Consider the following 21,656-nt stretch of genomic DNA (forward strand, 5'->3'; position numbering starts at 1 on the left):
TCAGGCGCTCTTCTTCCACTGCACGGCAAATCCGTTGGTGTAGCGCAGATCGACGTATTCAATCGTTTCCAGATGCGGTGCAATCGCTCCGTCATAGGTGCGCACGAAGCGCAGTAGACGATCGTCGATCTCCCGCCGACCCAGGCGCAGTGTCAGACCGCTGTTCAATTGCATTCGCCAGGCCCGACGTGCATCCATCTCCAGATGGGTAATCGATGCACCAAGCGCTGCAAGCTTGCCCTTCATCCCCCGAAAACGGGCCATCACCTTCCCCTCTGAACCCTCCGGACCCGAGAGCACCGGCAGCTCCCCGTCCGCCAAACCTTGCTCTCCGGGGACGAAACGCTCCCCCCTTTCATTAATCAGGCCGCCCGGAGCCCATACGGCGGCAGCGCGCTGCTCCTCGATGGAAACCGCCAGTGCCGCCGGCCAGCTACGCCGTACCGATGCCTGGCGCACCCACGCCAACTCCTCCACCGAGCGGCGAATGCCGTTCATATCGAGCCCCAGAAACCCGGCTTTGACGAACGGCTCCACCGCCTGGCGCAACTCCTCCCGGTCCACATGGACAAAGGTGCCGCGGATGTGAACCGACCCGACCGGCAGGGTCGACGGCTGCGTCAACCAGCGACCCGCTGTAGCGATCACCGCAATGCCCGCAACCAGTGCCAGCGATTGGCCCGCCCTTTTCAGCCAGCGACGATTCCGCTGAATCTGTTCGTTCTTGCGTGCCGCCTGCCGTTTTGTCATCAGGCCGCCCCCACGCTGGTCTCGAGAATCCGCCAGACCAACTCGTCGAAATCGATGCCGGCAGCCTGCGCGGCCATCGGCACCAGACTGTGGTCCGTCATACCCGGAATGGTATTGACCTCGATCGGCCACAGACGGCCCTCGGCATCGGCCATGATGTCCACCCGGCCCCAGCCGGAGCCGCCGACACTCCGGAAGGCATCCAGTGCCAGTCGCCTGAGCTCCGCTTCGCGCTCTGCATCCAGCCCGCACGGTACGTGATAGCGGGTGGTGTTCGCCCGGTACTTGGCCTCGTAGTCATAAAAGCTGTGCGGCGTCTCCAGTCGGATGGCCGGCAGGGCCTCACCGCTCAGTATGGCGACGGTGTACTCGGCACCGGTGACCCAGGCCTCGGCAAACACCTCACGGTCATAGTGGGCCGCTTCCGCGTAGGCGGCGGCCAGATGTTCGGGCGATTCCACCCAGGACATGCCGATACTCGAACCCTCGCGGGCCGGCTTGACCATGAGCGGCAGACCGAGACGTGCGGTAACCGAAGCAAAGTCGCTATCCGCGGTCAGCACCTCAAAAGCCGGCGTGGGCAGACCGCCACCCATCCAGACCTGTTTCGTACGCAGCTTGTCCATGCCAAGCGCCGAGGCGAGTACGCCGCTACCCGTATAGGGCAGGCCCATCGTCTCCAGCGCCCCCTGGATGGCACCGTCTTCCCCGCCACGGCCGTGCAGTGCGATGAACACGCGGTCAAAACCGCCGGTTCCCAGCCGATCGAGGACATCACGGCCGGCATCGATGCCATGCACATCCACACGGCGGCGCTCCAGCGCAGCCAGGCAGGCGGCCCCGCTTTTCAGCGACACCTCGCGCTCTGCCGACAAGCCACCCATCAGCAGTGCGACACGGCCAAATGCCTTGGGATCGCTGACGCTCACCGCTTCACCTCCGGTTCGCCGACTATGCGCACCTCGGGCTCCAGCACCACCCCGGAGTGTTCACGCACACGATCGACCACTCGCAGGATCAGCTGTTCGATCTCTCCGGCGCTGGCCTCGCCCGTATTGATGATGAAGTTGGCGTGTTTGTCCGACACGCAAGCGCCGCCGATGCAGGTACCCTTGAGGCCGCTCACCTCGATCAACCGGGCCGCGTGATCACCCTCCGGGTTACGGAACACCGAACCGGCGCTGGGCTGTCCAATCGGCTGGTTGGCAGCTCGCCGGTCCAGGTAGCTGCGCATCTGCCGGGTCGAGTCTTCCGTATCACCCGCCGCAAACGCCAGTTCTGCCGCAACGAACCATTCACCGGCCGGCCCCTCGACGCTGCGATAACCGATGCGATAGTCAGCAGGCGACCGGGTACGAAGGTGCCCGAACCGATCGATCGTCTCCACTTCTACCACCCGCTCCCAGATCTCACTGCCGAAGCAACCCGCATTCATCGCCAGTGCCCCGCCAATTGTTCCCGGGATCCCGGCCAGGAATTCGGCCCCCGCCAGATCGGCCCGTGCACAAAAACGTGCCGTCTTGGCGCACGCAGTACCCGCTTCGATGCGGACTCGACCCCGGCCCCGGTTTTCAAGTCGGCCAAGGGTTCCGGCTGTGCTGATCACCGTGCCGCGGATACCGCCCTCGCGAACCAGCAGATTACTGCCCAGCCCTACCCAATAGAGCGGCTCATCAGCGGGGATGGAGCCGAGAAACAGAACCAGGTCGTCGATATCGGCGGGGCAATACCAGCGCTCGGCCGGACCACCGGCCCGCCAGGTGGTATGGCGCGCCATGGACTCGTTCTCGCGCAATTCGCCGCGCCATTCGAGCCGCTCCGCCGTCATCATGCATGCACCTCCAGCTGGTTCGGCAGGGCGGCGGCGATGCCGCCGATATCACCGGCACCCAGGGTCAGCACCACATCGCCGTCCCGCAGCACACCCAGCAGGGTCTCCGGCAGGTCTTCCCGACCGTGAACAAATACCGGGTCCACCTTGCCGCGGGCGCGAATGGCCCGACACAGGGTGCGGCTGTCCGCGCCCGCCACCGGTGTCTCGCCGGCGGCGTAGACCTCGAGCACCAACAGTGCATCCGCCTCGGTCAGCACTTCGGTGAAGTCCTCGAAGAGGTCCCGCGTGCGGGAGTAGCGGTGCGGCTGAAAGACCACCACCAGGCGACGCTCCGGCCATGCAGCACGGGCGGCCTTCAGGGTGGCCTCCACCTCTCTTGGATGGTGTCCGTAGTCATCCACCAGCAGAACCTGGCCCTTGGGCGTTTTCACCTCGCCATGGACCTGAAAGCGACGGCCGATGCCCTCGAATTTATCCAGGGCACTTTCGATGGCCGCATCGCTGACGCCGACCTCGTGGGCAACGGCTACCGCAGCGAGGGCATTGAGGACGTTGTGTTCTCCCGGCATGTTGAGGGTGACGTGCAGCCACTCCTCGGCGCCCGGCCGGGCGATGCGAAAGCGGGTGCGCAAGCCATCCTGCACCATGTCCAGGGCACGCACGTCGGCATCGGCGCTGAAACCGTAGGTGGTCACCGGGCGGGACATCTCGGGAATCAGCTCGCGCACTACGGGGTCGTCCAGGCAGACCACCGCCAATCCGTAAAAAGGCAGGTGGTGAACGAATTCCACAAAGGTTTCACGCAGCTTGGCAAAGTCACCGCCGTAGGTACCCATATGGTCCATATCGATATTGGTGACCACCGCCGTCATGGGCTGCAGATAAAGAAAGGAGGCGTCGCTCTCGTCGGCTTCGGCCACCAGAAAATGGCTCGCCCCCAATCGCGCATGGCTGCCTGCGCTGTTCAGGCGCCCGCCAATCACGAAGGTGGGATCCAGGTCTCCCTCGGCGAGGATGCTGGCGATAAGGCTGGTGGTGGTGGTTTTGCCGTGGGTGCCGGCCACGGCGATTCCGTGCCGGAAACGCATCAGTTCGGCCAGCATTTCCGCGCGCCGGACCACCGGGATACGGCGCGCCTTGGCCGCTTTCACCTCGGGATTGGCGTCGTTGACTGCGGAGGAGATCACCACCGCATCACAACCGTCAATCTGTTCGGCCTCGTGGCCGAAATAGAGTCTGGCACCCAGCGCCTCCAGATGTTGGGTGACGGTGTTCTCCCGCAGGTCGGAACCGACGATCCGGTAACCGAGATTGAGCAGCACTTCGGCAATACCGCCCATCCCGGAGCCGCCGATCCCGACCATGTAGATCGAGCGAATGCGCCCCATCACCGTCTGGTTGGCGGAGTAATTGGCCCTGTTGTTGGTCCCCGAGACCAGGTCGGTTTCGCTCTCAATGCTCATACATCACTCCCGGGACGCGCCAGTTGCAGGCACGCCCTTGTCACTTCATCTGTTGCCGCCGGCCGGGCCATCGCCCGGGCCGACCGCGCCATTGTCAAAAGCCGCTCGCGCCCACTGGCGGCGTCAGTGGCAAACTCCTCGATCCGGGCCGACAGGCCTTCGGCCGTCAGTTCCGCCTGTGGCACCAACAAGGCGGCACCGGCGTCCGTAAGATAGCGGGCGTTGCGCGTCTGGTGATCATCGACTGCATACGGAAACGGGACCAGGATCGCCGGTGCACCTGCAGCGGCCAGTTCGCTGACGGTCAGCGCCCCGGCCCGGCAAATCACCAGATCGGCCCAGCCGTAGGCCTCCGCCATGTCCTCCAGGAAAGGACGGACATCGGCCGTGATGCCGGCCGCCGCATAGCACTCCCGCGCCGGTGCCAGTTTCTTCTCGCCAGCCTGATGGAGAATCAGGGGCTGCCGATCGGGCGCTATCCGACCCAACGCCTGCGGAACGGTACGATTGAGGGCCTCTGCACCCTGGCTGCCGCCAATCACCAGTACCCGCAAGGGCCCCGTGCGCCCCGCAAAGCGTTCACCCGGGTCGGGCAGCGCGGTGATCGCTTCGCGTACCGGATTGCCCACCACCTCACCCCGTGTCAGTACATCCGGGAATGCGGTCAACACCCGCCGGGCCCAGCGGGCCAGCAGCCGATTGGTAAGCCCCGCCGCGGCATTCTGTTCATGAATCAGCAAAGGAAACCCGAGCAGCTTCGCGCCCAGTCCTCCCGGGCCGGCGACAAATCCGCCCATGCCCAGCACAACGCCCGGGCGGAACCGCCGCAGCACCGCAAGCGACTGTGCCAGTGCGCGCAGCAGCCGGACGGGAGCCGTGAGCCAGCCCAGCGCACCCTTTCCGCGAAGCCCGGCAACGCTGATGAAATCGATCGGGAAGCCCGCTGCAGTGACCACCCGCGCCTCCATACCGGCGCGGGTCCCCAGCCAGCGGACCTCCACGCCCTGCTCGGCGAGTGCGTGCGCCACAGCGAGAGCCGGGAACACGTGGCCGCCCGTACCACCGGCCATGATCAGGACACGCGCGGCACTCATCGGCGACCTCCCCCGGACATGCCAGCCAGTTGCGTCTCCAGTCCCACCCGCAGTACCAGTGCGATCGCCATACAGCTGACCAGCATGCTGCTGCCGCCGTAGCTCATCAGCGGAAGGGTCAGCCCTTTGGTGGGCAGAACACCCATGTTGACGCCGACATTGACGACCACCTGCAGCGCAATCCAAATCCCGACCCCGAACGCCAGGTAGCTGCCAAACTGCTGTCCCGCCTCGGCGGCACGGCGGCCGATCCGAAACACCCGCCAGAGCAGAACGGCAAACAGGGCGATAACACCCAGGGTACCCACCAGCCCGAGCTCTTCGGCCAAAACCGCCAGCAGAAAATCGGTATGCGCCTCGGGGAGATAGAAGAGCTTTTGCACGCTGTCACCGAGCCCTACCCCCAGCCAGTCACCGCGCCCAAAGGCAATCAGAGCCTGGGTGAGCTGAAAGCCGCTGTTGAACGGATCTTCCCAGGGATTGAGAAATGTGGTCAATCGCTCCAGTCGGTAGGGCGAAGAGACCGCCAAAACCGACAGTGCCGCGCCGGCCAGTCCCACGAGCAGTGCGAATAGCCACAACCGCACGCCACCCAGGAACATCATGCCCAGCGCGGTCGCCATCAACACTGCGGCGGCACCGAAATCGGGTTCGGCAAGCAGCAGCACGGCAATCAGCGTGACCAGCGACATGGGGATCAGGAAACCGGCCACCGTGGTACGCACCGCTCTGCCCCGGCGTACCAGATAGCCGGACATATAAATCACCACCGCCAGCTTCACGAATTCCGAGACCTGGAAGTTGAATGGTCCGACCATCAACCAGCGGGTACTGCCATTGACGGTCCGCCCCAGCCCGGGTACGAAGAGCATGGTCAGCAGCACCAGACCGCAGACCAAAAGGGCCGGTCCGCTCTTTTCCCAGACAGAAAGCGGAATGCGAAGGAGCCCGAAGGCCAGTGAGGCGCCCAACGCGATGTAGGTGAACTGCCGCAACAGGTAGTAGAACGACTCGCCGGTCTGTCGATCGGCAATGGCGGCCGAAGCCGAACCGATCATCACCAATCCCAGCCCGAGCAGCGCCACGGCCACGGCGGCCAACGGAAAGTCCATCAGCGGGCGACCGCGATGCCGCCGCGGCAGCTTGAGGTCGGTTGCCAGCGCCTGGGCGGTCATGCCGGCAACCTCCCGACCGCTTCCACAAAGAGATCGCCCCGTTCGGCATAGCCACTGAACATGTCGAAACTCGCACAGGCGGGCGAGAGCAATACCGCATCCCCCGTTCGGGCCAGATCGGCGGCCTTGCGCACTGCCTCCTCCATTGAGGCGACCCACACGATCGGCACAACGCCATCGAGCACCTCGGCAATCAATGCGGCATCCCGTCCCAACAGCACCGCGGCCCGCCCGCGCCGGGCGAGGACCGGAGCCAGCTCCCGGAAGTCCGCTCCCTTGCCGAGACCTCCCGCGATCAGCACCACCCGCTCTCCCGGCATTCCGTCTACCGCAGCCAGCGTAGCGCCGACGTTGGTCCCTTTGGAGTCATTGAAAAAGCGTATGCCCGCCTTCTCCGCCACATGCTGGCAGCGATGCGGCAGTCCGGGAAACCTCTTCAGCGCCGTCAGCATGGCGTCCATCGGCAGCCCGACGGCTTCACCGAGGGCCAGTGCGGCCAGTGCGTTGAGCCAATTGTGCCGACCGGCGATCCGCAGTATCGACACGTCCATCAGGGGTTCGCCCCGCCGGGCCAGCCAGACAGAACCGTCGCGCTCTGCAAAGTGGTAATCGGCCCCTTCGCGCTCGCCGAAACGGATCACCCGGCGTTCGGGATCGGCCATGGCGGCGACCAGCGGATCATCCCGATTGATGACCATCACGCCGTCGCTACCCTGGCGGTTGAATACCCGCTGTTTGATGGCCGCGTAGGTTTCGATATCACCATGGCGGTCCAGGTGATCATCACTGATGTTCAGCACCGTTGCCGCCGCTGCCTGAAGGGATTCGGTGGTCTCCAGCTGAAAGCTCGACAGCTCCAGCACGTAGAGATCGGGTTCGCTGTCGCCAACCAGCTCGAGTGCCGGGGTGCCGATATTCCCGCCCATGCCGATCTCGCACCCCGCCGCGCGGCCCATCTCGGCGAGGAGAGTTGTCACCGTGCTTTTGCCGTTAGAGCCGGTAATCACCGCCACCGGGGCGCGGGCAACTCGGGCAAACAGCTCGATATCACCCATCACCGGCACCCCCGCCCTGCGGGCGGCAACGATTGCCGGTTCATCCAGCGAGACCCCGGGACTGACAATCAGCTGGCCGGCCTTCGCGAACATCGCCGGATCGAAGGCACCCAGGCAGACTTCCGTATCCGGCTGCTCCCGCTGCAACTCCTCTCTGCCCGGCGGTGCTTGCCGGCTGTCGGCCACCATGAAGGCCTCGCCCCGGCCGGCGAGGAAACGCGCACAGGAGAGACCGGTCCGGCCAAGTCCGACGATGATCGTCGCTCCCTGAACCGCTTTGGCGGTCTGCATTGCGATGTCCTGTTGCGTGATCAACTCGTCACACTCCGGTTACCGAATCTTCAATGAGGACAACCCGATGAGCACCAGCACCACCGTGATGATCCAGAAACGCACGATGACCCGCGGCTCGGGCCACCCCTTCAATTCGAAATGGTGGTGGAGCGGCGCCATGCGGAAAATCCGCCGCCCGGTGAGCTTGAAGGAAGCCACCTGCAGGATGACCGAAACGGTCTCCATCACGAACACCCCGCCCATCACCAGCAGTACCAGTTCCTGTCGCACCACGACCGCCATGGCCCCCAGTGCCGCACCCAACCCGAGGGCACCGACGTCGCCCATGAACACCTGGGCCGGATAGGTGTTGAACCAGAGGAAGCCGAGGCCGGCCCCCACCAGCGCCCCGGCAATCACCACCACTTCACCCACACCCGGCACATAGGGAATACTCAGGTAGGAGGCAAAATTGACGTTGCCGGTGACGTAGGCAAACAGGCCCAGCGCCCCGCCGACCATTACCGTCGGCAGGATCGCTAGCCCGTCCAGTCCGTCGGTCAGGTTCACCGCGTTGCTGGTGCCGACGATGACGAAGTAGCTGAGGACGACAAAGCCGGCTCCCAGAGGAATGGCGATATCCTTGAAGAACGGTACGATAAGCTGCGTCTCGACCGGCGCTTCCGCCGTATAGAAGAGGAACAGCGCCGCACCGAGTCCCGCCACCGACTGGTAAAAGTACTTCTCCCGCGCCTTCAGCCCCTCGGAGCGACGGTGCATCAGCTTGCGCCAGTCATCCACCCATCCGATGCCCCCGAACATGAGGATGACACCGACGACCACCCAGATGTGACGATTGGAAAGGTCCGCCCACAGCAAGGTGGACAAAACCACCGCAAGGATGATCAGCGCGCCCCCCATGGTGGGTGTGCCCGCCTTGGCGAGGTGGGTCTGCGGACCATCGTCCCGCACATGCTGACCGATCTGCAGTTCGGTCAGGCGCCGGATCAGCACCGGTCCCAGCACCAGAGAGAATATCAGGGCGGTCAATGCGCCGAGGATGGCGCGCAGCGTCAGGTACTGAAAGACGCTGAAACCGGTCTGAAACTGTTCAAGATATTCGGCAAGATAAAGCAGCATCAGGCGTCCCCTCCCGCCAGTGCATCGGCCACCCGCTCCATGCGGGCCGTCCGCGACCCCTTGACCAAAACGGTCACTTCGGGTGAGAGCTCGGACCTGAGTGCGGCTACCAGCGCATCAATAGTGTCAAAATGGCGCCCCTGCGGACCAAACGCCTCTGCGGCGAAACGGGCCAGGGGTCCGGTGGCGTAGAGTGCATCGATATGCTTCCGGCGCGCATCCTCCCCCGCCCGGGCATGCAGTGCCGGCGCATCATCGCCCAGCTCCCCCATGTCACCGAGGGCGAGCACACGCCGTCCGGAGGCAGTGGCCAGGACCTCGATCCCCGCCCGCAGCGAGTCAGGATTGGCGTTGTAGCTGTCATCGATGAGTCGGGCTCCATTCAGTGCCGCACGCGGTACCAGGCGTCCCTTCACCGGTTGCAACGAACCGAGCCCCGCGGCGATATCGTCACCCGAAAGGCCCATCGAGATGGCGAGGGCGGCGGCGGCCAGGGCGTTCGCTACGTTGTGGCGACCCAGTAGTGCCAACCGGCATTCGACTTCGCCGTCGGGCAGCTGGAGCATCAGTCGGCTGCCGTCCGCTTCGGTGTTCCAGCTGGCAGTCAACTCTGCCTCCCGGTCGAGCCCGAAGCGCAGCACCCGTCGCTCACCGGCGAGTTCAACCCAGAGCCCCGCAAAGTCATCATCGGCGTTAATCACCGCCGTCCCGCTCTCATCCAGGCCGGAGAAGATTTCCCCTTTCGCCCGGGCCACACCTTGCAGGGATCCGAAACCGGCCAGGTGGGCCGCCGCGGCGTTGGTGATGAGCGAGGCGTCGGGACGGGCCAGCCTGGTCAGGTAGGCGATTTCACCGGCATGATTCGCACCCATCTCCACCACCGCGAAACGGTGTTCGGGCGTAAGCCGCAGCAGCGTCAGCGGTACGCCGATATCGTTATTGAGATTACCGTGGGTCGCCAGCACAGCACCCTTTCGGGAGAGAATCGCAGCGGTCATCTCCTTCACGGTGGTTTTGCCGTTGGAGCCGGTGATGGCCACCAACGGAGTCGCCAGTTCCCGCCGCCAGCCCGCGGCCAACCGTCCGAGAGCAGCCCGCGTGGAGGAGACCCGAAGCTGCGGCACCTCTATTTCCCCGGGCAGAGCAACCGGTGTTTCGACGAGAGCAGCGACAGCACCCTTTTCGATCGCCGCACGGAGATGATCGTGACCATCATGGTTGGGGCCACGCAGGGCGATAAATAGATTACCCGGGGCCACCCGGCGTGAATCGGTCGTCACGCCGTGAAAAACACGGCTCTCTCCCTCGAGGCGGCCTTCGCACCATTCGGCGGCGCGGACGAGTGTTGTATGGATACCGATTGACTCAGTCACTCGGCACCTCCTCGCCCAGCAGCCGCGCGGCAGTCTCCCGGTCGCTGAACGGCAGCGAACGGCCACCGATCACCTGCTGGCTCTCGTGACCCTTGCCGGCGATCACGACCACATCTCCCGGCACAGCGGCTTGCAGTGCCCGGGCCATCGCCTCGCCGCGGTCGCGGATCACCTGGGCGGCATCCGGGTCCGCCATACCCTGCTGGATCTGCTCGATGATTGAGTACGGGTCCTCATTGCGGGGATTATCATCGGTTATGACCACGAAATCGGCATAGCGCTCGGCAATCCGGCCCATGAGCGGACGCTTCTCGCAGTCGCGATCCCCGCCACAACCGAACACGCACCAGAGACTCCCCCGGCAGTGCTCACCGGCGGCGCGCAGCACGTGCTCCAGTGCATCGGGGGTATGGGCATAATCGACCACCACCAGCGGCCGGAGTTCGCCGCCGCCGAAGCGCTCCATCCGGCCGGGCACCGTTTGCACCCGGCTCAGACGTTCAAGGGCATCGTCGAATTCGAGACCGGCGGCCAACAGGGCGCCGAGCGCCGCCAGAAGGTTGTGAGCGTTGAAGCGCCCGAGCAGGCCGGTGGCCAGCGTCCCGCTGCCCCAGGGGGAGCGAATCGCAAGGCTCAGCCCGGTCTGCTCCAGGCGCACATCCGTGCCCAAAAGCCGCGGGGAGCGGCCGTGGCGCTCAGCCAGGCCGTAATCGATGATCTCCAGGTCCGCATCCAGATCGGCCAGCCAGTCGCTGCCCACCGGGTCATCGGCATTGATAACGGCCGTCTTGAGGCCCGGTTGCTCAAACAGCTGCCGTTTGGCGGCAGCATAGGCCTCCATATCACCGTGATAGTCCAGGTGTTCGTGGCTCAGATTGGTGAACACAGCCGTATCAAACCCCACCCCGGCTACGCGCTCCTGCACCAGGGCATGGGAGGAGACCTCCATCACGACGCGGCTGGCTCCTGCACGGTGCACGGAGTCGAGCAGCGACTGCAGGGTCACCGGATCCGGAGTGGTATGTCCGGTACTGTGCAGTGCACCGAAAAGGCCCGCCCCCAGCGTGCCCATCACTCCGCAAGGGGCCGATTGCTGGAGTGATGCGGCGATAAAATGGCTGACGGAAGTCTTGCCGTTGGTGCCGGTGACGCCAATCACATGCATTTGCCGCGACGGTTCTCCGTAGAAGCGCCCGGCGATCCGCCCCGCCTGCGAGGCCAGATGCCGAACCTTTATCAAGGGCACCCCCCGGTAGAGGGTTGCCGACTCGGCATCCGCCGATTCCGCGAGAATGGCAGCGGCACCGTGCGCAACGGCACTGTCCACGTACTCGAGGCCGTGCCGGGCGTGACCGGACAGCGCCAGGAACAGCCCGCCCTCGACCACCCGGCGGCTATCGAGGGCGATACCGCACACCACGACCGAGGCGAACCGGCCGGGATCGGCCAGGCCCGTCAGCAACTCGCCGAGGCGGATTCCGGGCGTCTGAATCTGCACGGCCATCATTGCGATGCCTCCGCCACAGTCACGCCCAGCGAATCGATATCGTCGGGAGGGATATCGAGCAGCCGCAGGGCTCCCTCCATCACCCGTGCAAACACCGGGGCCGCCACCTGACCACCGAAATACTTGCCGGCACTTGGTTCGTCAATCATCACCATCATCACCAATCGCGGACGGCTCGCCGGCGCCATGCCGGCAAATACCGCACTGTAGCGATCTTCGCTGTATCCGCCGACGATGGCTTTGTGCACGGTCCCAGTTTTGCCAGCCACTCGGTATCCGGGCACTCGTGCGGCCCATCCGGTTCCTTCCGGGCTGACGACCGCTTCGAGCATCCCACGGACCTGACGCACAGTTTTCTGGTCAAGAGCGGCTCTACCGGAGGGGACCTCCCCCGCCTCCAGAGAGAGGAAACTGACCGGCCGCAGACGGCCATCACCGGCGATCACCGAATAGGCATTGGCCAGTTGCAGCGGTGTGACGGAGAGCCCATAGCCGTAGGAGATGGTGGCGCGGGTTACGTTACGCCACTCGTTCCAGCCGCTCAGGGTGCCGGCCGCTTCCCCGGGGAATCCGCTGCCACTGTCGATTCCGAGTCCCACCCGGCTGAAAGTCTTCCACAACTGTTCCGGCTCGAGGTCCAGGGCGATGCGACTCGCCCCGACGTTACTCGATTTCTTGATCACGGTGGCGACATCAATCTCACCATAATTTTGATGATCCCGGATAGTGAAGCCTGCGAGTCGATAATGGCCCGGCGAAGTGTCCACCGCGGTTTCCGGCTCGAAGCGGCCGGTCTCGAGAGCAGCCGCTATCGTAAAGGGCTTGACCGTCGACCCGGGCTCAAAGACGTCGGTCACCGCCCGGTTGCGGTAGCGCCAGCTCACCAGGTCGCTGCGGTTGTTGGGGTTGTAGGCGGGCTGATTGACCATCGCCAGCACTTCGCCGGTACGGGCATCGAGTACCACGGCCGAACCGCCCTTGGCCCTGTGGCGGCTAACCGCCGCCTTCAGTTCGCGATAAGCCAGATACTGAATGCGACGGTCGAGGCTGAGGGCGATGTCGCGACCGGGGCGGGGCTCCTCGATGCTCTCCACGTTGGCGATGGTCTGACCGAGTCGGTCTCTGATCACCCGTTTGCTGCCACTGTGGCCGCGCAGATAACGCTCAAACTGCAATTCGAGCCCTTCCTGGCCCTCATCATCGATGTTGGTGAAGCCCACCACGTGAGCGGAGACCTCACCGGTGGGATAGTAGCGGCGATACTCCTTCTGGGCCGAAACCCCCGGGATCCCGAGTAGCAGTACTTTTTGCGCATCGGCCGGATTCATATGCCGCCGCAGGTAGACAAATTCACGACTGCGGCGCGACTCGACCTGTTCCGCCAGCCGCTGCGGCGCCATCTCCAGCGCGCGCGCCAATTCCGGCCAACGGTCGCGGGCCGTCATCAGTTTGGCAGGATTCACCCAGACGGACTGGACCGGCGTGCTCATCGCGAGCGGCTCCCCGTGCCGATCGGTAATCATGCCGCGATGCGCGGGAACCGAAACCACTCGCAGGTGGCGGGCATCCCCCTGCTCCTGCAGGAACTGGCGGTCCACCACCTGCAAATCCACCGCGCGCCAGACGAGCCCGGCCATGACCAGACACAATGTGCCCAGCACCACCGCGTAACGTCCCCGATAAAAGCGCACTGGATTGCTCTCGCTCATGGTTCGACAATCACCACCGCACCGATCTGCGGCATTTGCATGCCAAGTTCCTCCCGGGCGACGCGCTCGATACGACCATCTGTCGCCCAGGTACTCTGTTCCAGCTGCAGCTGTCCCCACTTCACATTGAGCTGGTCCCGCACCTCGACTAGGTCCTGCAGCGCCACAAAGTGTTTGCGGGCTTCGTGGGTGGAGAACACGACTCCCAGAGCGGATACGAACACCGCAGCAGCGAGCACCAGCACGGAGAGCCGCGCTGTCATGCCACCCGCTCCGCGACCCGCAACACGGCACTGCGTGCCCGCGGATTGCGCTCCAGTTCCTCTTTACCCGCGCGTACCGGTTTGCCGATCACCTTGAGTTGCGGCTGGAAATGGCTGGCCTGTACGGGAAAATCCGGGGGCAGTTCATCACGACCGCTCGCCTCGTCCCGCATGAAACGCTTGACCCGGCGGTCTTCCAGCGAGTGGAAACTGATCACGGCCAGTCGACCACCGGGAGCCAGCAGCTCCACCGTCTGCCCGAGCACCGCCTCCAACTCCTCCAGCTCGCGATTGATGTAAATCCGGATGGCCTGAAACGAACGAGTCGCCGGATGGCGGTCCCGCTCCCAGCGGGGATGCGCCTTGGCGATCACATCCGCGAGATGTGCCGTAGTCTTTATCGGACCCGCTTCCTCCCGGGTTCGCACGATGGCGCGGGCAATGCGTTTGGCGTAACGCTCATCGCCGTACTCTTTGAGAACGTCGGCGATTTCCCGATCGGACGCCCGTGCCAGCCAATCGGCGGCACTCTCGCCCGACGCCGGGTCCATACGCATATCGAGAGGGCCCTCGGTCCGGAAGCTGAAACCCCGGCGGGCATCATCGAGCTGGGGCGAGGAGACGCCCAGGTCCAGAAAAATTCCCCGAATCCTGCCGCTCCATCCCCGCTTCGCCGCTTCCTCGGCCAGCATGGTGTAGCTCCCCCTTACGATGGCGAATCGATCATCGCTCCCGAATCGCTGTCGGGCCGCCTCGACCGCTTCCGGATCCTTGTCGGTCGCCAGCAGGCGCCCGTCCGGTCCCAACCGTTCGAGAATGGCCGCCGCGTGCCCGCCGCGCCCGAAAGTCCCATCGAGATAGATGCCCTCGGGGCGGATATTCAGAGCAGCCAGTGCTTCCTCGAGAAGTACCGGCGCGTGTTGATTCTTTTCAGCCATTGTTCAGAGGGACAGCGATTCGAGTTCCGCGGGCAACTCGCCGTCGGCGACCGTCTCCTCGGCCAGCCATTCGTCCCGCTTCTGCTGCCACAGCTGTTCGTCCCAGATCTCGAATTTCTTGCCCTGTCCAATCAGCACGATGCGCTTTTCGAGGCCCGCGTACTGCCGCAAGGGCGGGGGCAGCAGCAGGCGGCCGTTGCCATCCATATCGACATCGGAAGCGTGTCCCATCAAAAGCCGCTGCACACGGCGCGCCTGAGGATTGAAGGTGGGCAGCGCATCGAGTTTGCGCTCGATTGCCTCCCACTCAGGCAGGGGATAAAGAAGCAGGCAGCGCTCGTCCGTGTCGATGGTCGCAACCAGTTGGCCCTCGCACCGTTCGGACAAACGCTCGCGATAGCGGCTCGGAATGGCCATCCGCCCCTTGGTGTCGAGATTAAGTTCTGCCACTCCCCTGAACAGCACCGGTATCGCCCTCGGGGACTTTGCCCCACTTTGATCCACTTTGATCCACGCAACCACACTATAGGTAGGCCCTAACCGGAGTGTCAAGCAAATACGGGCCGTAAAATGGGAGATTCCTACTTATTTCACAGTTACTTACGTGAAGTGGGACGTGGTGGACGATAGGTGGGAAATAATTCCGGACAATGTACGTTTGGCAATCAGCCGCTTGCTGATCAAACCTAAAGTAGATTGTAAAGTTAGGGAGGAAGGGGCGGACTGAGTGCCGAAATGCCGGGCCGACGGGCAATAACCCGCACCTGAAAAGAAAAAAGGAGGAAGCCGGCCTGTAAGCCGGGTTCTGTCGGGGACAGTCATTCATCTGGGCGACACGTCACCGTGCGCCTCAAGCGACCTACCCGGGAACCGTGCGGGCCACACGCGGCGATCGAAATCGCCTGTTCCCCTATTTGGTCTTGCTCCGGGTGGGGTTTACCTTTGCCGCGGCGTGTTACCACCCGCGCGGTGCGCTCTTACCGCACCTTTTCACCCTTACCTGTGCGCCTCCCGTGGAGGGCCATCGGCGGTAATTTTCTGCGGCACTTTCCATCGGCTCTCGCCGCCCAGGCGTTACCTGGCACCCTGCCCTGCGGAGCCCGGACTTTCCTCCACACACGAGGTGCAGCGACTGTCCGGCCGACTTCCGGAGGGTTAGTCTCCGGATTTCGGGGAAAGTTGCAAGGGTTTACTGCAAGTGGCGAGTAACTAGTTGCTAGTTGCTAGGAACTGCTCCTCAAGAGTAGTAGCTAGTAGCGAGTGACTGGTTGCTGGCAACTGCCCCTCGCCACTAGCCCCTCGCCACTAGCCACTAGCCACTAGCCACTAGAAACTGATAAACCGCATTCTTTTTCGCCCCAGTGATCTTCGCGGTCAATGCTGCGGCCTGTTTCACCGGCAGCTCGTCGGCGAGAATAGTGGCGATTCGCTCTACCTCTTCATCGAGTTCTCCGGATTTGGCCGGGGCACCTTCGACCACCAGCACGAATTCGCCTCTCCGCTGGTTGGGGTCGGCACCGACGAAGTCGCACAGCCCGGCCAGGCTGTTGTGGTGGACGGTTTCAAAGGTCTTGGTCAGTTCCCGGCACAGCGTCGCCCGCCGTTCACCACCGAGTACCCGGGCCATATCCGCCAATGCCGCCTCGATTCGGTGGGGCGCCTCAAAGAACACCAGCGTGGCCGTCCATTCGCGCAACCGTTCCAGTTCATTGCTCCGCTGACCCGGCTTGGGCGGCAGAAAACCGACGAACAGGAAGCGGTCAGTAGGCAGCCCCGCCACCGAGAGGCCGGCGATGGGGGCACTGGGTCCGGGAATCGGGACGACACGCAAGCCGGCTTCGAGGGCGGCGCGGGTCAGGTGGTAGCCGGGATCGCTGACCAGAGGCGTCCCGGCATCGGAAATCAGGGCAACGGACTCTCCGGATACGATCTTCTCGATCAGTTCGGGCCCGAGGCGCCATTCATTATGCTCATGGAAAGGGATGAGCGGCGTGTCGATCCCGAAATCACGCAGCAGTGGCGTACTGCGCCGGGTATCCTCGGCTGCAATCCGGTCGACCCCCTTGAGGGTTTCTATGGCGCGCGGCGACATATCACCCCGGTTGCCGATAGGGGTCGCCACTACATAGAGAATCCCCGCTTCAATTGACACCATCTCACCCCATTAACATACTGTGTCTTTCCGCACGGCGTACGATTCCCCGCCGCCTTATGATTGACCCCGCAAACTACTAACTATACATATCTATGCGCGCGATTTTCAGGTTAGTGCCAGTACTGGTCCTTTTAGCCGGCTGTGCCGGAGCTCCGGTAACGCCCGAGCCGGCTTCCGACAGAACGGCCGCCGAGGAGGCGCTGCAATCGGGTGACTATCACGCGGCTGCCCGTCTTTTCGAAGGCCTCGCCGAACAGGCCCGGTCCCCGCAACGTGAGGAGTACCGTCTGAAAGCCGCACAGGCCCTTATCCAGGCGGGACTAGCCGGTCCGGCGACCCGTCTCTTGCAGTCGGTCGACAGCAGCAGACTCCCGGCAGACCTCGCCATGCAGCACCAGCTGCTCCAGGCCACGGTGGTAGTGTCGGAGGATCCGGATCTGGCGCTTTCCCTGCTCGCCCGGCCCGCCGCACCGGAGAACGAAACCGCCCTGCACGCACGGTTCCACCAACTCCGTGCGCGCGCCTTCAGTGAACTCGGCAATCACCTGGACGCAGCCCGCGAATCGATCCAGAGAGAACTCTTTCTCACCGACATAAAGGATATCGAAGCCAACCAGCTGGTTATTTGGGAAGCACTTTCCAACCTGTCCAATCAGGCGCTGGAGCAGCTGCGCGTACGTCCGCCGCCCAGCGTGCTGAGCGGCTGGATGGAACTGGCACGCATCGCCAAGGATACCGAGCAGCCGGCCGTTCGGATTGCCGAACGCATTGATGAATGGCGGCAGCGCTATCCCGGCCACCCGGTCCTCGAGCCGATGCTGAAAGCCATCGAGATCAAAAGCAAGGCATTGGCGCTACAGCCGGGCCATATCGCCGTCCTGTTGCCCCTGGACGGTCGCTTCGCGCAGGCAGCGGAAGCGATTCGTGACGGCATCCTGGCGGCCTATTACGACAGTGCCCAACGACACAATGTCACCCTTCGCTTTTACGATGAAGGCTCCCCGGATGAAGTTCTGGCTCGCTACGATACGGCAGTAAACCAAGGCGCCGAATTCGTCATCGGGCCGCTGGGAAAGGAGGCGGTCCGTATCCTCGCCCGGGAGGAGCAACTGCCGGTACCGACCATTGCCCTCAACCATGCGGAGCCGTCTGCCTCCGAATCGCTGTTCCAGTTCAGCCTGGCGCCGGAGACGGAGGCGCGCCAGATCGCCGAACTAGCCTGGCTCGAGGGCCATAACAATGCGGCGGTTCTGGCACCCGCGGGGGCCTGGGGCGATCGGGTACGGGAATCATTCCTGCAGCGCTGGGAAGAGCTCGGTGGCACGATTGCATCGACCTCCGAATACGATGCGGAACAGAGCGATTTCTCCGACCCCATCAAGAGAATGTTAAGCATTGATGCAAGCGAAAGGCGCAGCATGGCCGTACGGGATGTCATCGGCCGGCAGGTCGAATTCGAGGCGTATCGACGCCAGGATGTCGATTTTGTATTCCTCGCCGCTTTTCCCCGCCAGGCGCGACTCATTCGTCCTCAACTCCGCTACCACCGTGCCATCGGGCTCCCGATCTATGCCACTTCACATGTCTATGCCGGCCATGTTGACCCGGCCCAGGACCGGGACATGGAGGGCATCATCTTCGGTGACACCCCCTGGACGTTGAACGCCGAAACGTCCCATGCCCCGCTTCGCCAGAAAGTCCGTACGGTGTTGAAGCGGCATACGGGTTCGCTGCAGCGGCTGGTGGCACTGGGTCTGGATGCCTATCTCCTGGTGCCGCGTCTGAGCCTACTGGATAGCTATCCCAATGACCGTTTTCAGGGTGAGACCGGCAATCTCCACGTCGCCCCTGATAACCGTATCCAGCGACAATTGGTCTGGGCACGATTCAAACACGGCGAACCGCAGGTACTGCCCCGCACCCTGTTTGCCGAGCCGATCGAAGCCGACGATGCCCGGGAGTGAAAGTACAAAGGTCCGGGGACAACACGCAGAAGAACAGGCGCTCCGGTATCTCACCGCACGGGGGCTTCGGTTGCTGGAACGGAACTACCGCTGCCGCTGCGGGGAGATCGATCTGATCATGCACGACAGCAACACTCTGGTCTTCGTAGAGGTGCGCTTTCGCAGCCACCGAAGCTATGGTGGTGCCGCTGCCAGCGTCGATGCACGCAAACAGAGACGCCTCATCAACACCGCTCAACATTACCTGCAGCGCCACCGCAAGACCGAAAGCCCTTGCCGTTTCGATGTGGTGGCAATAGGGCCTGCGGGCGACAACGATATCGAATGGCTACGAAATGCCATCATAGTAACGGGATAGAGCATCGCATTTGATGGATACGGTTGAACGAGTAAAAAGATTGTTCGCGGATAGCATTCGCAGCAAGCAGGAGGCGGTGGAGAGTCTGGCGCCGGTGATCGCCCGGGCGGCAAGAACGATCGGCGAACGACTACTGGCCGGTAACAAGGTATTGAGCTGCGGCAATGGCGGATCGGCGGGAGATGCCCAACACTTCTCTTCGGAAATGCTCAACCGTTTCGAAAGAGAGAGGCCGGCCCTGCCGGCGATAGCGCTGACCACCGACACATCGACACTGACGTCGATTGCCAATGATTACCACTACCATGAAATCTTTGCCAAGCAGGTTCGGGCGATCGGACAGCCGGGTGACGTTCTTCTGGCCATATCCACCAGCGGTAATTCCGCAAATATACTGCGTGCCGTTGAGACCGCCCACGATAGAGAGATGAGCGTGATAGCACTCACCGGCAAGGGTGGGGGGAGCCTGGTCGGAAAACTGGCCGGGGCAGACACCGAGGTCCGGGTACCCGCAAACTCCACCGCCCGAATTCAGGAAGTACACCTGCTGGTGATTCACTGCCTTTGTGACCTGATTGATACACAGCTTTTCGGGGAGGAGAACGGAACATGACCATCATCAGAATGGCACTCGTCGCCCTGCTTGCCAGCCTGCTGTACGGCTGTGCCACACCCGTGCTGTTGGCGGGTGCAGCCGGGGGCGGAACCATGGCCGCTCATGACCGGCGTACAGCCGGCAGTCAGATCGATGACCAGGTGATCGAGATGAAAGCCTTTGCCCGAATGCAAAAAGACGCCGCACTCGCCAAGTCGGAAAACGCGCATATCAACACCGTCAGCTATAACGGCGTGCTCCTCCTGACCGGCGAAGCACGCACAGCGGAACTGCGTCGCCGTGCCGAAGAATACGTGGTGAACATTCCCAAAGTCCGAAAGGTCCACAATGAAATCCGGGTGGCGGAACCCGCCAAGATCGGCTCCCGCAGCCGGGACAGCTGGATTACCACCAAGGTAAAGACAAAACTGCTAGCCAACAAGGCCATCGACGGGACCCGTATCAAGGTGGTTACGGAGAGCGGAACGGTTTACCTGATGGGATTGATTACTCGCGGCGAAGCCAATCTCGCCACATCCATCGCGAGTGAAACCAGCGGCGTAAAGCGCATTGTCCGCGCATTCGAATATCTCGACTGATACCGCGCAATTGAATAATTCTCAGCTGACCAACGACCAGCAGCAGCAACTCCTGGAAATCCTCGGATCGAAAGGGCTGCTACTGGAAACTGCGGACCGCTGGACCTACGGCTATGACAACAGTCGCCGGCACTGCACTCCCCTTGCCGTCGCCTTGCCCACAACCGTCGCCCAGGTCGTCGCCGTGGTGGCCCTGTGTAACGAAACGGACCTTTCACTGGTGGTACGCGGTCGCGGCACCGGCACTGCTGGCGCGGCGGTCCCCGTCGCAGGGGGACTGGTGCTCTCCACTGAACGACTTGACCGGATCATCAAGGTGGACCCGGACAACCGGGTCCTGGTGGTGCAGCCGGGGGCAACCAACCAGGCCGTCCAACAGGCCGCAGCTGAGCACGGCTTCTTCTGGCCCCCGGATCCCACCAGTGCTGCCGTCTGCACGATCGGCGGCAATCTCGCCTGCAACGCCGCCGGCCCCCGGGCCGTCAAGTACGGCACTCCACGCGAGAATACCCTGGGGTTGCGCGGGGTGACCGGGGATGGCCGCCCGCTGCGTACCGGCGTTTACACCACCAAAGGAGTGGTCGGCTACGACTTGACCCGCCTGCTGTTGGGATCCGAAGGTACACTCGGCGTGATTACCGAGGCCACCTTGAAGCTGACACCGCTTCCCGAAGCGCGCCGGACGCTGCGAGCCCTTTACCGGGGTACCCGGGCCGCGGCTGAAGCGGTCGCCCGCATCATGGCCCAACCGATCACCCCCTGTGCCCTGGAATTCATGGATGAAGGTGCCATCGGCATGATCCGCAACTATTCCGAAGTCACCATCCCGGAAGAGGTCGGGGCCCTGTTGATGATCGAGGTGGATGGTCCGGCGGAGTGTATCGAGCACGCCGCCACTGCAGTGGCGGAAGCCGCCCGCAACAGCGACTGCCTGGAGCTGACCGAAGCGCGCAACGCCCAGGAGATTCGGGCACTTTGGCAGATGCGCAAGGCCCTTTCACCGGCGCTGCGGAACGTAGCCCCCAAAAAGATCAACGAAGACGTCGTCGTGCCGGTCTCCCGCATGCCCGACCTGATCGACGGCCTGAACGACCTGGGACGCCGCTACGGCATCACCATCGTCAACTTCGGCCACGCCGGCAACGGCAATATCCATGTCAATCTGCTGGTCGATCCGGATGATCCGAATCAGATGGGCGCCGCGGCCGAGTGCCTCTCCGACATCTTCAATATGGTATTGGCCCTCGATGGCACCCTCTCGGGGGAACATGGCATCGGCCTCGACAAACGCGACTATGTCGTGCGTGAAACCGACCCCGTCGCCCTCGACCTCATGCATCGCATCAAGGCCCAGTTCGACCCGACGGGTATCCTCAATCCCGGCAAGAAGCTCCCGCCGCTTTGACGGGCC

General features: G+C 63.4%; 20 protein-coding genes and 1 other RNA gene. 5 read left to right on the plus strand and 16 right to left on the minus strand.

The window, feature by feature from the left end; genetic code table 11:
• From BLP65_RS02035 to rsmI, 16 genes are all read right to left on the minus strand, one after another.
• Positions 1-750 (minus strand): cell division protein FtsQ/DivIB, encoded by a 750-nt coding sequence (locus BLP65_RS02035; protein WP_092992077.1) that lies wholly within the window; start codon positions 748-750, stop codon positions 1-3.
• Positions 750-1,679, minus strand: coding sequence for a D-alanine--D-alanine ligase (locus BLP65_RS02040; protein ID WP_281180140.1), 930 nt, complete (start codon positions 1,677-1,679; stop codon positions 750-752). Before BLP65_RS02040 ends, BLP65_RS02035 begins: the two co-directional genes overlap by 1 nt.
• A complete protein-coding gene (murB, locus tag BLP65_RS02045; protein WP_092992080.1) occupies positions 1,676-2,581 on the minus strand; it encodes a UDP-N-acetylmuramate dehydrogenase in 906 nt (301 codons plus the stop codon). Before murB ends, BLP65_RS02040 begins: the two co-directional genes overlap by 4 nt.
• Positions 2,578-3,972 (minus strand): UDP-N-acetylmuramate--L-alanine ligase, encoded by a 1,395-nt coding sequence (gene murC / locus BLP65_RS02050; protein ID WP_217631879.1) that lies wholly within the window; start codon positions 3,970-3,972, stop codon positions 2,578-2,580. The genes murB and murC overlap by 4 nt, the downstream gene beginning before the upstream one ends.
• Positions 3,973-4,043: 71 nt before the next feature.
• A complete protein-coding gene (gene murG, locus BLP65_RS02055; RefSeq protein WP_092992084.1) occupies positions 4,044-5,141 on the minus strand; it encodes an undecaprenyldiphospho-muramoylpentapeptide beta-N-acetylglucosaminyltransferase in 1,098 nt (365 codons plus the stop codon).
• Positions 5,138-6,253: a putative lipid II flippase FtsW gene (gene ftsW / locus BLP65_RS02060; protein ID WP_281180142.1), complete on the minus strand. Its 1,116-nt coding sequence runs from the start codon at positions 6,251-6,253 to the stop codon at positions 5,138-5,140. The genes murG and ftsW overlap by 4 nt, the downstream gene beginning before the upstream one ends.
• Positions 6,254-6,312: 59 nt before the next feature.
• Positions 6,313-7,662 carry a UDP-N-acetylmuramoyl-L-alanine--D-glutamate ligase gene (gene murD / locus BLP65_RS02065; protein WP_092992315.1) on the minus strand — a complete coding sequence of 450 codons (1,350 nt, stop codon included), beginning with the start codon at positions 7,660-7,662 and terminating at the stop codon, positions 6,313-6,315.
• A gap of 39 nt (positions 7,663-7,701) precedes the next feature.
• Positions 7,702-8,784 carry a phospho-N-acetylmuramoyl-pentapeptide-transferase gene (gene mraY / locus BLP65_RS02070; RefSeq protein WP_092992088.1) on the minus strand — a complete coding sequence of 361 codons (1,083 nt, stop codon included), beginning with the start codon at positions 8,782-8,784 and terminating at the stop codon, positions 7,702-7,704.
• Positions 8,784-10,157, minus strand: coding sequence for a UDP-N-acetylmuramoyl-tripeptide--D-alanyl-D-alanine ligase (locus BLP65_RS02075; protein WP_245688201.1), 1,374 nt, complete (start codon positions 10,155-10,157; stop codon positions 8,784-8,786). Before BLP65_RS02075 ends, mraY begins: the two co-directional genes overlap by 1 nt.
• Positions 10,150-11,664: a UDP-N-acetylmuramoyl-L-alanyl-D-glutamate--2,6-diaminopimelate ligase gene (locus BLP65_RS02080; protein ID WP_092992090.1), complete on the minus strand. Its 1,515-nt coding sequence runs from the start codon at positions 11,662-11,664 to the stop codon at positions 10,150-10,152. The genes BLP65_RS02075 and BLP65_RS02080 overlap by 8 nt, the downstream gene beginning before the upstream one ends.
• The gene (locus tag BLP65_RS02085; protein WP_092992092.1) at positions 11,661-13,373 is read right to left on the minus strand and encodes a peptidoglycan D,D-transpeptidase FtsI family protein; all 1,713 of its coding nucleotides are present in this window, start codon (positions 13,371-13,373) and stop codon (positions 11,661-11,663) included. The genes BLP65_RS02080 and BLP65_RS02085 overlap by 4 nt, the downstream gene beginning before the upstream one ends.
• Positions 13,370-13,636: a cell division protein FtsL gene (ftsL, locus tag BLP65_RS02090; RefSeq protein WP_092992094.1), complete on the minus strand. Its 267-nt coding sequence runs from the start codon at positions 13,634-13,636 to the stop codon at positions 13,370-13,372. The genes BLP65_RS02085 and ftsL overlap by 4 nt, the downstream gene beginning before the upstream one ends.
• Positions 13,633-14,574, minus strand: coding sequence for a 16S rRNA (cytosine(1402)-N(4))-methyltransferase RsmH (rsmH, locus tag BLP65_RS02095; protein WP_092992096.1), 942 nt, complete (start codon positions 14,572-14,574; stop codon positions 13,633-13,635). Before rsmH ends, ftsL begins: the two co-directional genes overlap by 4 nt.
• 3 nt (positions 14,575-14,577) lie before the next feature.
• Positions 14,578-15,036 carry a division/cell wall cluster transcriptional repressor MraZ gene (gene mraZ / locus BLP65_RS02100; protein ID WP_092992319.1) on the minus strand — a complete coding sequence of 153 codons (459 nt, stop codon included), beginning with the start codon at positions 15,034-15,036 and terminating at the stop codon, positions 14,578-14,580.
• Between the two features lie 316 nt (positions 15,037-15,352).
• Positions 15,353-15,722: RNase P RNA component class A (rnpB, locus tag BLP65_RS02105), an RNA gene on the minus strand.
• A 164-nt stretch (positions 15,723-15,886) separates the two neighbouring features.
• Positions 15,887-16,720 carry a 16S rRNA (cytidine(1402)-2'-O)-methyltransferase gene (rsmI, locus tag BLP65_RS02110; protein WP_092992321.1) on the minus strand — a complete coding sequence of 278 codons (834 nt, stop codon included), beginning with the start codon at positions 16,718-16,720 and terminating at the stop codon, positions 15,887-15,889.
• A gap of 122 nt (positions 16,721-16,842) precedes the next feature.
• On the opposite strand from rsmI, the gene BLP65_RS02115 reads away from it, so the two are divergent.
• Genes BLP65_RS02115 through BLP65_RS02135 form a run of 5 tightly spaced genes read left to right on the plus strand, consistent with a single transcriptional unit; the run spans position 16,843 to position 21,650 of the window.
• Positions 16,843-18,693 (plus strand): penicillin-binding protein activator, encoded by a 1,851-nt coding sequence (locus BLP65_RS02115; RefSeq protein WP_175452398.1) that lies wholly within the window; start codon positions 16,843-16,845, stop codon positions 18,691-18,693.
• On the plus strand, positions 18,680-19,051 hold the full coding sequence (locus tag BLP65_RS02120; RefSeq protein ID WP_092992100.1) for a YraN family protein: 372 nt from the start codon (positions 18,680-18,682) through the stop codon (positions 19,049-19,051). The genes BLP65_RS02115 and BLP65_RS02120 overlap by 14 nt, the downstream gene beginning before the upstream one ends.
• A 13-nt stretch (positions 19,052-19,064) precedes the next feature.
• Positions 19,065-19,664, plus strand: coding sequence for a phosphoheptose isomerase (locus tag BLP65_RS02125; RefSeq protein WP_092992102.1), 600 nt, complete (start codon positions 19,065-19,067; stop codon positions 19,662-19,664).
• On the plus strand, positions 19,661-20,245 hold the full coding sequence (locus tag BLP65_RS02130; RefSeq protein WP_092992104.1) for a BON domain-containing protein: 585 nt from the start codon (positions 19,661-19,663) through the stop codon (positions 20,243-20,245). The genes BLP65_RS02125 and BLP65_RS02130 overlap by 4 nt, the downstream gene beginning before the upstream one ends.
• 10 nt (positions 20,246-20,255) lie before the next feature.
• Positions 20,256-21,650, plus strand: coding sequence for an FAD-binding oxidoreductase (locus tag BLP65_RS02135; RefSeq protein WP_399350722.1), 1,395 nt, complete (start codon positions 20,256-20,258; stop codon positions 21,648-21,650).
• The last annotated feature ends 6 nt before the right edge of the window (positions 21,651-21,656 follow it).

Origin of the sequence: Thiohalomonas denitrificans (assembly GCF_900102855.1) — a bacterium.
Lineage (GTDB): Bacteria > Pseudomonadota > Gammaproteobacteria > Thiohalomonadales > Thiohalomonadaceae > Thiohalomonas > Thiohalomonas denitrificans.